General features: G+C 69.6%; 14 protein-coding genes. 10 read left to right on the forward strand and 4 right to left on the reverse strand.

Going from position 1 to position 11,963, the window contains the following annotated elements; genetic code table 11:
- Positions 1 to 45: 45 nt before the first annotated feature.
- The 7 genes from ACFXJ8_RS31120 (at position 46) to ACFXJ8_RS31150 (ending at position 6,875) form a co-directional block, all read left to right on the forward strand.
- Positions 46 to 300 (forward strand): type II toxin-antitoxin system VapB family antitoxin, encoded by a 255-nt coding sequence (locus ACFXJ8_RS31120; RefSeq protein WP_379647541.1) that lies wholly within the window; start codon positions 46 to 48, stop codon positions 298 to 300.
- Entirely contained in the window at positions 297 to 689 is a 393-nt protein-coding gene (locus ACFXJ8_RS31125; protein ID WP_379647542.1) for a type II toxin-antitoxin system VapC family toxin, read from the forward strand. The genes ACFXJ8_RS31120 and ACFXJ8_RS31125 overlap by 4 nt, the downstream gene beginning before the upstream one ends.
- Before the next feature lie 179 nt (positions 690 to 868).
- On the forward strand, positions 869 to 2,350 hold the full coding sequence (locus ACFXJ8_RS31130; RefSeq protein WP_379647543.1) for an MFS transporter: 1,482 nt from the start codon (positions 869 to 871) through the stop codon (positions 2,348 to 2,350).
- A 209-nt stretch (positions 2,351 to 2,559) separates the two neighbouring features.
- Complete coding sequence (locus ACFXJ8_RS31135; RefSeq protein ID WP_379647544.1) at positions 2,560 to 4,365, forward strand: ABC transporter ATP-binding protein; 1,806 nt, start codon at positions 2,560 to 2,562, stop codon at positions 4,363 to 4,365.
- On the forward strand, positions 4,362 to 6,080 hold the full coding sequence (locus ACFXJ8_RS31140; protein ID WP_379647545.1) for an ABC transporter ATP-binding protein: 1,719 nt from the start codon (positions 4,362 to 4,364) through the stop codon (positions 6,078 to 6,080). The genes ACFXJ8_RS31135 and ACFXJ8_RS31140 overlap by 4 nt, the downstream gene beginning before the upstream one ends.
- A 133-nt stretch (positions 6,081 to 6,213) precedes the next feature.
- Positions 6,214 to 6,558: a type II toxin-antitoxin system RelE/ParE family toxin gene (locus ACFXJ8_RS31145; RefSeq protein ID WP_379647546.1), complete on the forward strand. Its 345-nt coding sequence runs from the start codon at positions 6,214 to 6,216 to the stop codon at positions 6,556 to 6,558.
- Complete coding sequence (locus ACFXJ8_RS31150; RefSeq protein WP_379647547.1) at positions 6,555 to 6,875, forward strand: helix-turn-helix domain-containing protein; 321 nt, start codon at positions 6,555 to 6,557, stop codon at positions 6,873 to 6,875. Before ACFXJ8_RS31145 ends, ACFXJ8_RS31150 begins: the two co-directional genes overlap by 4 nt.
- A gap of 83 nt (positions 6,876 to 6,958) precedes the next feature.
- Here ACFXJ8_RS31150 and ACFXJ8_RS31155 read toward each other — a convergent pair whose 3' ends face one another.
- The 3 genes from ACFXJ8_RS31155 to ACFXJ8_RS31165 are packed head-to-tail and all read right to left on the reverse strand — an operon-like array spanning position 6,959 to position 8,329.
- Positions 6,959 to 7,672 carry a DUF4386 domain-containing protein gene (locus ACFXJ8_RS31155; protein ID WP_379647548.1) on the reverse strand — a complete coding sequence of 238 codons (714 nt, stop codon included), beginning with the start codon at positions 7,670 to 7,672 and terminating at the stop codon, positions 6,959 to 6,961.
- 13 nt (positions 7,673 to 7,685) lie between these two features.
- Positions 7,686 to 7,907 (reverse strand): helix-turn-helix transcriptional regulator, encoded by a 222-nt coding sequence (locus ACFXJ8_RS31160; RefSeq protein ID WP_379647549.1) that lies wholly within the window; start codon positions 7,905 to 7,907, stop codon positions 7,686 to 7,688.
- A 2-nt stretch (positions 7,908 to 7,909) separates the two neighbouring features.
- The gene (locus ACFXJ8_RS31165) at positions 7,910 to 8,329 is read right to left on the reverse strand and encodes a hypothetical protein (RefSeq protein ID WP_379647550.1); all 420 of its coding nucleotides are present in this window, start codon (positions 8,327 to 8,329) and stop codon (positions 7,910 to 7,912) included.
- Positions 8,330 to 8,422: 93 nt separating this feature from the next.
- Between ACFXJ8_RS31165 and ACFXJ8_RS31170 the strand changes: the two genes are divergently transcribed.
- Positions 8,423 to 8,941 carry a hypothetical protein gene (locus ACFXJ8_RS31170; protein WP_379647551.1) on the forward strand — a complete coding sequence of 173 codons (519 nt, stop codon included), beginning with the start codon at positions 8,423 to 8,425 and terminating at the stop codon, positions 8,939 to 8,941.
- Here ACFXJ8_RS31170 and ACFXJ8_RS31175 read toward each other — a convergent pair.
- Positions 8,860 to 9,930, reverse strand: coding sequence for a hypothetical protein (locus ACFXJ8_RS31175; RefSeq protein WP_379647552.1), 1,071 nt, complete (start codon positions 9,928 to 9,930; stop codon positions 8,860 to 8,862). The genes ACFXJ8_RS31170 and ACFXJ8_RS31175 overlap by 82 nt on opposite strands.
- A 111-nt stretch (positions 9,931 to 10,041) precedes the next feature.
- On the opposite strand from ACFXJ8_RS31175, the gene ACFXJ8_RS31180 reads away from it, so the two are divergent.
- Positions 10,042 to 11,196 (forward strand): sensor histidine kinase, encoded by a 1,155-nt coding sequence (locus tag ACFXJ8_RS31180; RefSeq protein WP_379647553.1) that lies wholly within the window; start codon positions 10,042 to 10,044, stop codon positions 11,194 to 11,196.
- 5 nt (positions 11,197 to 11,201) lie between these two features.
- Positions 11,202 to 11,837 (forward strand): response regulator, encoded by a 636-nt coding sequence (locus ACFXJ8_RS31185; protein WP_379647554.1) that lies wholly within the window; start codon positions 11,202 to 11,204, stop codon positions 11,835 to 11,837.
- Positions 11,838 to 11,963 lie beyond the last annotated feature (126 nt).

Raw genomic sequence — 11,963 nt, forward strand, 5'->3', positions numbered from 1 at the left:
TCGACGGTAGAATTCTTCTACGTCGAGGTGGAAAGGTGGAAGCCGATGAGTTTGAACATCAAGAACGCCGAGGCCGAAGAACTTGCACGCAAGCTCCAACGGCTGACGGGAGAGAGCCTGACGCAGACGGTCATCATCGCGATGACCGAGAGGCTGGGGCGCCTCGAACAGCGAGAGACGGACAAAGCGGAGCGGTTGCTGGCGATCGGCCGGGACATGGCGCGACGCATGGGTGAGGGCTATGTGTCCCAGGATTTCGACGCGATGTTGTATGACGAGGCGACGGGGCTGCCGAAGTGATTGTCGATTCGAGCGCGATCATCGCGATCATCACCGCCGAGCCCGACGCCGCGGTCTTCGCTGAGGCGATAGCGGAGGCCCGGTCTGCCCGAATGTCGGCCGCCAACTGGTTGGAGGCTTCGATCGTCGCCGACGGGCGGGGGGATCCGGTGGTTCGCCGTGAGTTCGACGAGCTCATCACGCAGGCTGACATCGTCGTGGAATCGGTGACGGTGGAACAGGCTCGTATCGCCCGGGAGGCCTACCGTGATTTCGGGCGGGGCAGCGGTCATCCGGCGAAACTGAACTTCGGCGACTGCTTCGCCTACGCGCTGGCGAAGGATGCCGGGGAACCGCTGTTGTACAAGGGCAAGGACTTCTCACACACAGACCTGCCTTCTGCTCTCTAGGGCCAAGGGTTGGGAGGCACCCTCCTGTCCCGTCTCGCGGCGGTGTCAGGGATGACACCGCCGCTGTTGGGACTACTCCCGGCGTAGTAGTCCTACCGGTCGTTGATGCCGACGTGGTAGCGGCAAATGTCTCCGCACGTAGGACGCCTCTGAACGGCAGCTCGACGACGATTGCGGTCATGAGAACCGTGGTCGTCGAGTCGAGTGCTCGGCCGGGGCGCACCCTCGCCGTGGTGGCCGTCGTGCAGTTCATGGTGTCGCTGGACCTGTCGGTCGTGAACGTCGGACTCCCGCAGATCGCTGCCGGCCTCGGCTTCAGTGAAGTGGGCCTGACCTGGGTGATCCACGCCTACGCGCTCACCTTCGGCGGGCTGCTCCTGCTGGGTGGCAAGGCCGCCGACCGGTACGGCCGCAAGCGGGTCCTGCTGCTCGGACTCAGCCTGTTCGGCCTCGCCTCACTCGTCGGCGGCTTCGCCCTGGAACCCGGGCATCTGGTCGCCGCCCGAGCCGTACAGGGCATCGGGGCCGCCGCACTGGCTCCGGCCGCGCTGGCGTTGCTGGCCACGACGTTCCCCGCGGGAAAGGCCCGCGTCCGCGCCTTCGGCATTTGGAGCGCGACGAACGCCGCCGGGGGCGCCCTCGGCGTCCTGATCGGCGGCCTGCTCGCCGAGTACGCCAGCTGGCGCTGGGTGATGTTCGTGAACGTGCCCATGGCCGCCGGCGCGCTGGCCCTGGCTTGGCGGGGTGTCGCGGCCGGCCCGCCTCCGGCTCGCGGCGGCCGTCCGGATGTCCTCGGCGCCTTCCTGGCCACGGCGGGCGTGACCCTGCTGGTGTTCGGCGTCGTGCGCACCGACCAGTATCCGTGGACCTCGCCGGTCACCCTGACGACCCTGGCGGTCGCCGCCGCGCTGCTGGTCGCGTTCGTCCACGTCGAGCGGACCACCGCCCGCGAACCGCTGATCCGGCTCGGCCTGTTCGCCAACCGCTCGGTCGCCGGCGCGAACGCCTACAGCCTGCTGGTCGGTGCGGTCATGGCGTCGGCCTTCTACTTCGTGTCCCTCTACCTGCAACGAGTGCTCGGAACGGGGCCGGCGCTGACCGGGCTCATGTTCCTGCCGCTCGCCCTCGGCGTGGTCGCCGGCTCCGTGCTCGCCGTCAAACTCGGCTACCGTCTCGCGCCGCGGACGCTGCTGGTCTTCGGCGGACTGCTGACCGCGACCGGGTTCGTCTGGTTCGGCCTGATCAGCCCGGACGGCGCTTTCACCACCGACGTCCTTGGGCCCTCGATCGTCGCCGGCATCGGCTTCGGGCTCTGCCTCGGACCGCTCGTCTCCATCGCCACCGCCGGCGTCGCGCCGCACGAGACCGGCACCGCATCGGGCCTGCTCAACAGCTCACGCCAGATCGGCGCCTCACTCGGGCTGGCCGCCCTCGGCACCGCGGCCCACCACCGCACCGGCCAGACCGTCACCCCCGAGACCCTCAACGACGGGTACGCGCTCGGCCTGACCCTCAGCGCCGCGCTTCTGGCCGTCGCCGTCCTCGTCGTTCTCACGGTCCTGCGCCGGACCAGCCCGTCATCACGGGCTGAGCAGACTGAGGACCGCGATGCGCTCCCAACCGGTGGCCGTGGTGGTAGGTGGGCTGATCGATCTCCCTAACCTCCGCGCTGCACGGGCCCTCATCTCATCTTGACATTGACAAGATGACGAGTCTCCTCCAATCTTGCCGATGACAAGATTGGAGGAGGGCCCCCGCTCACCGCCCTGATCGGGGGCTTCGTCGCCCTGCGGTTGAACAGCCTGGGCCAGCCCCCTCTCGGCTCGGCCGCGGGCCTGGTCGCGACGAGATTGACGACGACAGGAGAGTGATGACCACCACCGACCTCGCCGAAGCGAGGGAGCAGTTCACACCGCCCCAGGAGGCCGATTCCGCGGCGGGACAGAGCATGGCGGGGCTGCTGCGCCCCTACATCTGGAGTTTCGCCGCTGTTGTGATCCTGCAGGTGATCGGCGCTGTCGCGGGTCTGGCGCCGCTGCTGGCGGTCGTCGAACTGGGTCGTACGCTGCTGTCGCCCGGCCCGATCGATCACGGTCATGTCTGGGCCGTCGTGATCGCGGGTACGGCCGGCTTGTTCGTCCGGCTGCTGTTCACCGCCGCATCGTCCGGAATCGGGCATCTTGTTGACGACCAGGTGCAGCTGACGTTCCGCCGGCAACTGGCCACGCGGCTGGGGCGCGTACCGATCGGCTGGTTCTCCCGGCGCCGGACCGGCGAGCTGGCCAAGGTGGTGGGGGAGGACGTGGGTGCCGTGCACCCGTTCATCGCCCACACCCCCGGCGAGCTCGTCTCCGCGTTCGTGGTGCCGCTGGTGTCGCTGATCTACCTGTTCACCGTCGACTGGCGGCTCACGCTGATCACGCTGATCCCGGTGGTGCTGGCAGTGGCGCTGGTCCCCCTGATGATGACCCCGACCCGGCTGCGCGAGCAGAAGGAGTTCGATGCGGCCATGGGCCGGATTTCGAGCTCGGTCGTCGAGTTCGTCCAGGGCATCTCGGTGGTCAAGGCGTTCGGCGGATCCGGGCGCGCCCACCGTAGATTCCTGACGGCCGTGGACGATTTCGTTGGGATCTTTTCCCGGTTGGTGCACGGTATCGCCGGGATCGGTGCGGGGATGCAGGTGGCGTTGTCGCCGCCGTTCGTGCTGCTGGTCGTGCTGATCGGCGGGGCAGCGCTGATCACGTCCGGTGGCCTGGCCCCGGCCGACCTGCTGCCCATCCTGCTGCTCGGGCTGGGCCTGACCGCTCCGGTGGCGGCCCTCGGCCACGGTTTCGACGAGATGCAGGCCGCAGGGCGCGCGGTCGGCCGGATCAGGGACGTGCTCGCGGTCCGGTCGCTACCGGAGCCCACTCATCCGGTCGCGCCGCAGGGGCACCGCGTAGAACTGCGTGGCGTTCGATTCGGCTACGAAGACGATCACGAGGTGCTGCACGGGATCGATCTGGTGCTGGAGCCTGGGACGGTCACCGCGGTCGTCGGGCCGTCGGGAAGCGGGAAGTCCACGCTGGTCCAGTTGTTGCCGCGGTTCTTCGACCCGACCCACGGCTCGGTCGTCCTGGGCGGTGTCGACCTGCGCGAGCTCGGCAGCCGGGAGCTCTACCGGATGGTCTCCTTCGTCTTCCAGGACGTTCGCCTGCTGCGTGCGTCCGTCGCGGACAACATCGCGCTGGCGGTACGGCATGCCGACCTCGACGACGTGGTCCGCGCCGCCCGACTGGCCAACATTCATGATCGAATTCTTGAGCTGCCGCGCGGCTACGAAACGGTGATCGGTGAAGAGGCCGGACTGTCGGGCGGTGAGGCTCAGCGGATCTCGCTCGCCCGCGCACTGCTCGCCGACACGCCCGTTCTGGTGCTCGACGAGGCGACCTCCTTCGCCGACCCGCAGACCGAACAGGCGGTCCGCAGGGCACTGGCGACGCTGGAGGGCGATCGGACGATCCTGGTCATCGCCCATCGCCTGGAGACGGTCGCCGACGCCGACACCGTCGTGGTGCTGGAGAACGGGTCGATCGTCGAGCGTGGCAGGCCGGCCGAGCTGCTGGCACGGGACGGAAAGTTCGCCGCGTTCTGGCAATCCCACGGTGGCGCGCTGAAAGGAGAGGAGCCCCGATGATCCGCATGCTGCTCCGTGTGCTGGGACACGAGTACGCCCAGCCGGTGCGTCGCACCGTGGCCCTGATGACGACGACCGCGATAGCCGAGGGTTTGTCCTACGCACTGCTGGTTCCCGTGCTGCGGGCACTGTTCGGGAGCACGCCCGGGGACGCCTGGCCCTGGCTGATCGCGTTCGGGGCCGCGGTCGCGGCCTACGCCGTGCTGCGCTATGTCAGCGACCTGTCCGGTTTCCGCGTCGGGACCACGCTGTTGCGGGGTATGTATCACCGGCTCGGTGGCCATCTGGCCCGACTGCCCATCGGCTGGTACAGCGCAGGCCGCGTCGGGGAGGTGTCTGTGATGGCCAGCCGCGGTGTTCTGCAGGCGATGAGCGTGATCGCGCATCTGCTGGCACCGTTCGTCTCCGCCTGCGTGACTCCCTTGACGATCGTGGTCGTGATGCTCGTCTTCGATTGGCGCATGGGGCTGGCCGCGTTGGTCGCCGCCCCGGTCGTGGCGGCGATCCAGACCCGGACGGGGCGCTCGATGGCCGCCGCCGACGCGGAGCGCGCCGAACGCGACCATGAGGCCACCGGGCGAGTCATCGAATATCTCCAGGCCCAGCCGGTGCTGCGGGCCGGCGGCCGGACCGTCGAACGCTTCCGGTTGCTCGACGACTCGCTGCAGGACGTCCAGCGCGCGTCCCGCCGTACCCTGCTGTCGGCGCTGTCCGGCGCGGTGGGCTTGACGCTCGTGGTGCAGGCGATGTTCACCGGGTTGCTGGTCCTGGGCGCCTACCTCTCGCTCGGCGGGAACATCGGCGCGGCAGAGGTGCTGGCGATCCTGGTGCTGGCCGCCCGCTGTGCCGATCCGCTGCTGTCGCTGTCGGACATCGCCGGCAAGGTGCGCGGCGCGCGTTCCGAGCTGGCGAGGCTCGACACGGTGTTGCGCACCGAGCCGCTGCCGGAGCCCCGCGAACCGATCCAGCCGGTGGGCCATGACCTGGAGTTCGACTCCGTCACCTTCCGGCACGGCGACCGTACGGTGATCGACGAAGTTTCGTTGTCCGTGCCCGAGGGACAGCGGCTCGCCGTCGTCGGGCCGTCGGGCGCGGGCAAGAGCACCCTGCTGCAACTGCTCGCGCGGTTCTACGACGTGGACGCGGGCGCGGTGCGCGTGGGAGGCGTGGACGTGCGCGCGATCAGCTCTGAGGTGTTGATGGAGCAGATCGCCATCGTCTTCCAGGACGTCTACCTCTTCGACGGCACGATCGAGGAGAACGTGCGGCTCGGCCGTCCCGACGCGAGCGTTGCCGAGGTGCGGGCGGCAGCGACCGCGGCCCGGCTGGACGAGGTGATCGAACGACTGCCCGGTGGATGGGCGACGAACGTCGGCGAGGGCGGCGCACTGCTGTCGGGTGGTGAGCGCCAGCGGGTCTCGATCGCGCGAGCCCTGCTGAAGAACGCGCCCATCGTGCTGCTGGACGAGGTGACCTCCGCCCTGGACCCGGTGAACGAGGCGGCCGTCCACGAGGGCATCGAACGCCTGATGGCGGGCCGGACGGTGGTGATGGTCGCGCATCGGCTGCGGACCGTCCAACGCGCCGATCGCATCGTCTTCCTGGACGGGGGCGGGATCGTGGAGGAAGGCAGCCACGACGACCTGCTGCGCTTTGGCGGCCGTTACGCCGATTTCTGGAACGCTTCCCTGACACCGGCAGCAGCCCAGCCTTGACTGAGATCGTCATCTGGTATGACGGAATCCCCGGAACCGGTCCCTGGCTTGTCCTGTCGTGTTTAGGAGATTCTTAAGTATCGGCGACGAAGGGGTCGCGGTGGACGAGTAGGAGATCTTCTTTACCGATGAGGTGGGGGAGTTCCTGGAGGAGTTGTACGACACTGATCGGCAGACGCACAAGCTCGTGAACCAGGCGATTCTGGTACTGGAGCGCAACGGTCCCGCCGAGGGTCGGCCGCTGGTGGACACGATCGCCGGGTCGAAAATCCCGAATCTGAAGGAGTTGCGTCCCGGGTCGGTCGGGCGCAGTGAGATCCGGATTCTGTTCGTGTTCGATCCGTGGCGCGCGGCGATCCTATTGGTTGCCGGTGACAAGGTCGGCAACTGGGAACGGTGGTATCGCGAGGCGATACCACGAGCCGAGCGATTGTATGACTTCTACCTGGTAGAGCGGTACAAGGAGACGGACGGATGAGCGGTTACCGCAGGTGGCGCGAGAGCGGGCATCTGGAGCGTGCGGTGGAGACCGCAGGCGGTGCCGAGCAGTTCGAGAGCGAGGTTCGTCAGCTGCGTGAGGAGGCACAAGGCTGGCGGCTGGCCGAAATGCGACAGCGTAGAGGTCTCACCCAGGCGCAAGTCGCCGACCGCATGGGCGTGTCCGTTGTTCGCGTCTCCCAGATCGAGAAGGGCGACGTGTCCACCCGCGAGGTCCTGGACCGCTACGTCGCCGCGCTCGGTGGCACGCTGAAACTCGTCGCCGACTTTGGAGATGAGCAACTCAAAGTCAGCTGACCCCCGAACCCGCTCGGCGCGGACGACCCGGTCTCCATGTGACAGGCCATTCGTCTCGGGCGGATCCGGGGGCGCGGGCGGGCTCAGGACGTTGGCATGCCGGCCGCCGCCGGTCGGGGCGTTGACGTTTCGCGGACGCCGACGATGAGCAGGTAGCCGAGCAGCCACACCTCCGCCACGGTCGCCGGCGCCAGGGCGAAGGGGGCCAGCCTGCTCGCGAGGTCCGGCGCGAGGAACTGCGCGAACAGGTCCACCAGGTACCCGGCGCAGCCCGCGATCAGCGCGATGCCGAGAGGCTTGGGGAACAGGCCGGATCGGAGGACCAGGAGGCCGGCCGGGAGCATCCAGAGGCCGAAGAACATCTGCGCCAGCAGATAGCCGTAGCGGTGCATGTCGAGCAGCAGGAGCACCATGGCGCGGGAGCCGTCGGCGCCTCCGAACGCGGTCGCGTAGGCCGGTTCGGTCGCGACCAGGAGGGCCGCGAAGTGGTTGACCAGGTTGAGGCAGATCATCGACATCGCGACGGCGATGAAGACCAGCATGGCGCGGGCGAGGGGCCTGCTGACCTGCTTGAGGATCTGGTAGAGGAGCAGGCCCATGACCAGGAAGCAGGTGGCTTGCACGAGGTCGGCGACGAAGCCCATCCGGAACAGCGTCGCCTGGGCCACCACGTTCTCGGTGGTCCTGGCGGCGTCGCCGGGGACGTGGACGCGGGCCCTGACGTACAGCTGAGCCCAGCCGCCGAGGATCCCTACGACGAGGTATAAGACACCGGCCGTTCGCGCGAGGGATTTCATGGGTGGAGCCTCCTTAGGGCTCGTCGGGGTACTGGAAGACGTCGTCGAGAGGGACGCCGAAGACGCGGGCGATCTGGAAGGCCACCTCGAGCGAGGGCGAGTAGCGGCCCTGCTCGATGGCGATGATGGTCTGGCGGGTGACGCCGATGCGGTCGGCGAGGTCGGCCTGGGTCATCTCGCCGTGCGCGAACCGGAGCGCGCGGATGGAGTTGGTCACTCTGGTGGGCTTGACCACGGCTACATGCCCCGTCGGTAGGCGATGAGCTTGACGGCCGGCCCGACCAGCCCGGCCAGTACGTAGACCGCGTACATGCCGTTGGCGATCCAGAAGTGGTCGGCGTCGGCCAGGGCGAGGACGAACGGCAGGAGCATGCCGATCGAGAGGATCGTTCCGCCGACGTACTCGCCGAGGCGGTTGATCTCCTTGTCGCGTACGTCGGAGCGGTGGGACTCGCTGGGTTTGGCGATCTCCATCAGGACGCGTCCCACGACGGAGGCGCCGATGGCGATGCCGATCGTCCACAGCAGGGGGGACACGTAGGGCACCTCGGTCAGCCCGCCGTCGCCGGTGCGGCTGAGGATGACGGCGATGTAGGCCGTGAACGTCACCACGTTCACGGCGAGGTAGACCCAGATGCCCTTTTCTTCGTACGACACACGAGCAAGGTATGACGTTTTTGACATGATGTCAAAGATTTTTAACACGCATTGCCTTCGCGGAAGCAATTGGATAGCATGACTATCCAATACATGGAGGTAGTCGTGATCGTCCTGATCGCTCTCGTCGTGAGCACCCTCGTCTTCCGGCTCCTGGGCGCGCTGGGCGTCCGCCGTTTCGACACCTGGGCGGTGGCCGCCGCGCACGGCATGGCCGTCATGCTCGTGCTGACCGCCAGCGCCCACTTCGTCCCTGACAGCGTCACCGTCATGCCCAGTCACGGCGACATGGTGGCGATCGTGCCGCCGTTCGTGCCGTTTCCCAGCCTGATGGTGTACCTGACCGGCGTGTTCGAGCTGCTCGGCGCGCTCGGCCTGGTGATCCGCTCGACCAGGTGGGCGGCGGGGCTCGCGCTCGCGCTGCTGTTCGTGGGGCTGCTGCCCGCCAACATCTACGCCGTCGTCGCCGACGTCCCCTTGGGCGACCAGGCCGCGACCCCGCTATGGCAGCGCATTCCCGAGCAGGTCCTCTACATCGCCGTCGTGCTCCGGGCCGCGGCCACCGCGCCCCGCCCGCAGTGGGCGCAGCGGCCCCTCCTGCGCAGGGCGTAGGCGAGGGCGGCGGCGCCGAGGGCCAGGCCCCAGATCGGCCAGAAGCACTCGGGCAGCCACGCGCCCCACTCCGCCAGCTCGAAGGCCCCGGCCAGCGCTCGCCTGATGTAGGTCAGGCCGGCCACGGTGACGATAGTCGCCACCAGCGTGGCGGGGACGATGGCGAGTAGGGGCGGTACGCGACGGCCGCGCAGGCCGGGGATCCAGCGGGGGAAGATCTCGCCCCAGCGTTGCACCAGCCCGAGGGTGAGCACGCCGCCCAGCGCGCCGAACGTCGCCAGGTAGGCGCCGGCCAGCCAGATGCCGGGCGCGTCCTTCTCGCCCTGCTCAAGGAAGCCCTCGCTCACCCCGAGCGGGATGCCGAGCGCCCACGCCCACCGGGTCGCGCAGTAGAACAACGGGGTGGCGACCGCGATGGCGACCGCCGTACGGCCCCAGCGGGCGGCCGCGGCGGGAGTGGTCCAGCCCGCGCCGTCGTCCGTACGCCCGCAGGACAGGCACGCGTCGCGGCGGCGGCGCTGGGCGGTCACGGCCGCCGCCGCGATCAGGGCGCCGCCGAGCACGCACAGCAGCTGGTTGAGCACCGGCCACTGCCAGACGTCGCCGAGGCCGACCTGGCCCCAAGGGCCGTCGAGGAAGGCGGCCACTGCCAGCAGCGGCGTGTAGGCGACGCCCATCATGAGGCGGGAGTCGGGGATCACCAGCACGAGGAACCCCGCCAGCGGCCACGCCACCAGCAGCGGAACCCTGCCGCGGCCACGTACCAGCGCCGCCGAGGTGGCCGCGCAGAGCAGGGCGAAGGCGGCGATCCACCAGCCGCCGGGGTTGGGGGACAGGCCCGCCAGGAGGGAGATCTGGCCGTCGAGGTCGGGGTCGCTCGCGCCCCAGGGGAAGCCGGGCGCGCCCAGCGCCCATGACACACCGAGCGCCGCGTAGCCGACCGACCAGGCGGCCGCCGCGTAACCCGCCTTCGAGATGATCGTTGTCATGCCTCAAGCCTCGGGTCGGGCCCCGGGTGGAGACCATGTGCCGTTCGGCAGGTTGTGAACGCTTCGTGGGGGTTGGCGGGTGCCGTTCGGCATGTCCGTATCGTGGCTGCCGTGAATTTCTCGGTGCTGCCCCTGGCGGCGACGGTGGTGCCCCTGGCGGCGACGGTGGTGCCCCTGGCGGCGACGGTGGTGCCCTTGGTGGCGACGGTGGTGCCGCTGGTGGCGGCGGTGGTGGCGCTGGCGTGGGTGGTCGTCGGTGGCGCCCGCGGGCGGTCGCGCCTGCCCGTGCTGGCCGGTGCCGCCGCGGGGCTCTCCCTGGCGGTCACCCTCTGGTACATGATCAGCGGTCCGCGCAGGGGCGAGGACCTGATGGGGCTGGCCGAGAGCCTCACGCTGGCCGCCCTGGTCGGGCTCATCGCCCGCTGGTCCCCGGTACGGCAGGCGGTGCCGTCCGGCGTGGTGACGGGGTTGGCCGCCTCGGTGTGGCTGCTGCGCTACCTGGTGCCCGCCTCGCCACTGGAGGCCCTGGGCATGTGCGCGTTCTGGGGCCTCGGCGTGTGCGGCGTCGCAGGCGTGGGCGGCTACCTGCGCTCGCTCGACACCCGCAGGGTGCGCGCGGTCGAGGACGAGCGGGCCAGGCAGCGGCTCCGCCTGGCCAGGGACCTGCACGACTTCGTCGCCCACGACGTCAGCGAGATGGTGGCGCAGGCACAGGCGGGGCAGGTGGTCGGTGTCGCCGAGCCCGCCCAGGCGCTGGCGGCGCTCCAGCGGGTCGAGCAGGCGGGCCTGCGGGCGATGGAGACGCTGGACCGCACCGTGCTGGAGTTGCACGACAGCCCTCGCCTCGACGGGCTGGCCGAGCTGGCGGCCAGGTTCACCGCGGCGGGGTCCGCCCGCGTGGAACTGGCGGTCGAGGAGGTCGAGGCGCCGGAGGAGGTGGCGGGGCTCGGCTACCGGGTCGTCGTCGAGGCGCTGACCAATGTGCGCCGCCACGCCCAAGAGGCGACCAGGGTGGACGTCGCCGTTCGCGCCGAGGGCGGGACGCTCGTGGTGACCGTGACCAACGACGGAGTCGGTGGCGGGGAGCGGGAGGGGCGAGGCGGGGGGGTCGACGGCGGAGTCGGTGGCGGGGAGCGGGGCTCGCGGCGGGGTGGGTTCGGGCTTTCCGGGCTGGCCGAGCAGGTCGAGGCGATGGGCGGGACGCTGCGGGCCGCCGCCGTACCAGGAGGGTGGTCGCTGGTGGCGCGGCTGCCTCTGGCACGATGAACGGCGTGTCCACCCGGATCCTCGTCGCCGACGACCAGGAAGGCATCAGGAGCGCGTTCCGGCTCATCCTCGACGCCCAGCCCGACATGACCGTGGTCGCCGAGGCCGCCGACGGCGTCACGGCTGTCGAGACCGCGCTCGCGATCCGCCCCGACGTGGTGCTCGCCGACATCAGGATGCCCAGGGCCGACGGCATCGAGGTCACGCGGGCGCTGGCAGGGACCGGCATCCAGGTGGTGGTCGTGACGACGTTCGGCGAGGAGGAGTACGTGCGGGCGGCGCTGCGGCACGGCGCCTCGGGGTTCGTGCTCAAGCGCTCGGGGCCCACGCTGCTCGTCGAGGCGGTACGGGCGGCGATGAGCGGGGACGTCCTCATCAGCCCCCAGCTCACGGTCGGTCTGTTGCGCGGTTCGAGCGCTCCCGATGCCCCCTTGACGGACGCCGGCCTCACCGACAGGGAGGACGACGTCGCCCGCCTCGTCGCCCAGGCCAAGACCAACGCCGAGATCGCCGAGGAGCTTTTCCTGTCGGCGGGCACGGTCAAGAACCACATCGCCAGCATCCAGCGCAAGCTGGGCGTGAAGAACCGGGTCGGCATCGCGGCGTGGGCCTGGAGCACCGGCCGGGCGCATAATCCGTGATCCGATAACACACTGGCCGGGCGTATATGCCGTGATTCGATAGCATCGACGGGCTATGGCCGCGATCGTGACTAATAGGGCGGACAGCCTCGCTTCCCCCGCAGCTGACGTGCCCCGCCCGGCCTC

The organism is Nonomuraea sp. NPDC059194 (genome assembly GCF_042754765.1).
Classification (GTDB): domain Bacteria; phylum Actinomycetota; class Actinomycetes; order Streptosporangiales; family Streptosporangiaceae; genus Nonomuraea.

Coding starts and splice junctions, on each gene's coding strand:
- ACFXJ8_RS31120 (WP_379647541.1), top strand. CDS start 46: ATGAGTTTGAACATCAAGAACGCCGAGGCCGAAGAACTTGCACGCAAG.
- ACFXJ8_RS31130 (WP_379647543.1), top strand. CDS start 869: ATGAGAACCGTGGTCGTCGAGTCGAGTGCTCGGCCGGGGCGCACCCTC.
- ACFXJ8_RS31135 (WP_379647544.1), top strand. CDS start 2,560: ATGACCACCACCGACCTCGCCGAAGCGAGGGAGCAGTTCACACCGCCC.
- ACFXJ8_RS31140 (WP_379647545.1), top strand. CDS start 4,362: ATGATCCGCATGCTGCTCCGTGTGCTGGGACACGAGTACGCCCAGCCG.
- ACFXJ8_RS31150 (WP_379647547.1), top strand. CDS start 6,555: ATGAGCGGTTACCGCAGGTGGCGCGAGAGCGGGCATCTGGAGCGTGCG.
- ACFXJ8_RS31155 (WP_379647548.1), bottom strand. CDS start 7,672: ATGAAATCCCTCGCGCGAACGGCCGGTGTCTTATACCTCGTCGTAGGG.
- ACFXJ8_RS31170 (WP_379647551.1), top strand. CDS start 8,423: ATGGAGGTAGTCGTGATCGTCCTGATCGCTCTCGTCGTGAGCACCCTC.
- ACFXJ8_RS31175 (WP_379647552.1), bottom strand. CDS start 9,930: ATGACAACGATCATCTCGAAGGCGGGTTACGCGGCGGCCGCCTGGTCG.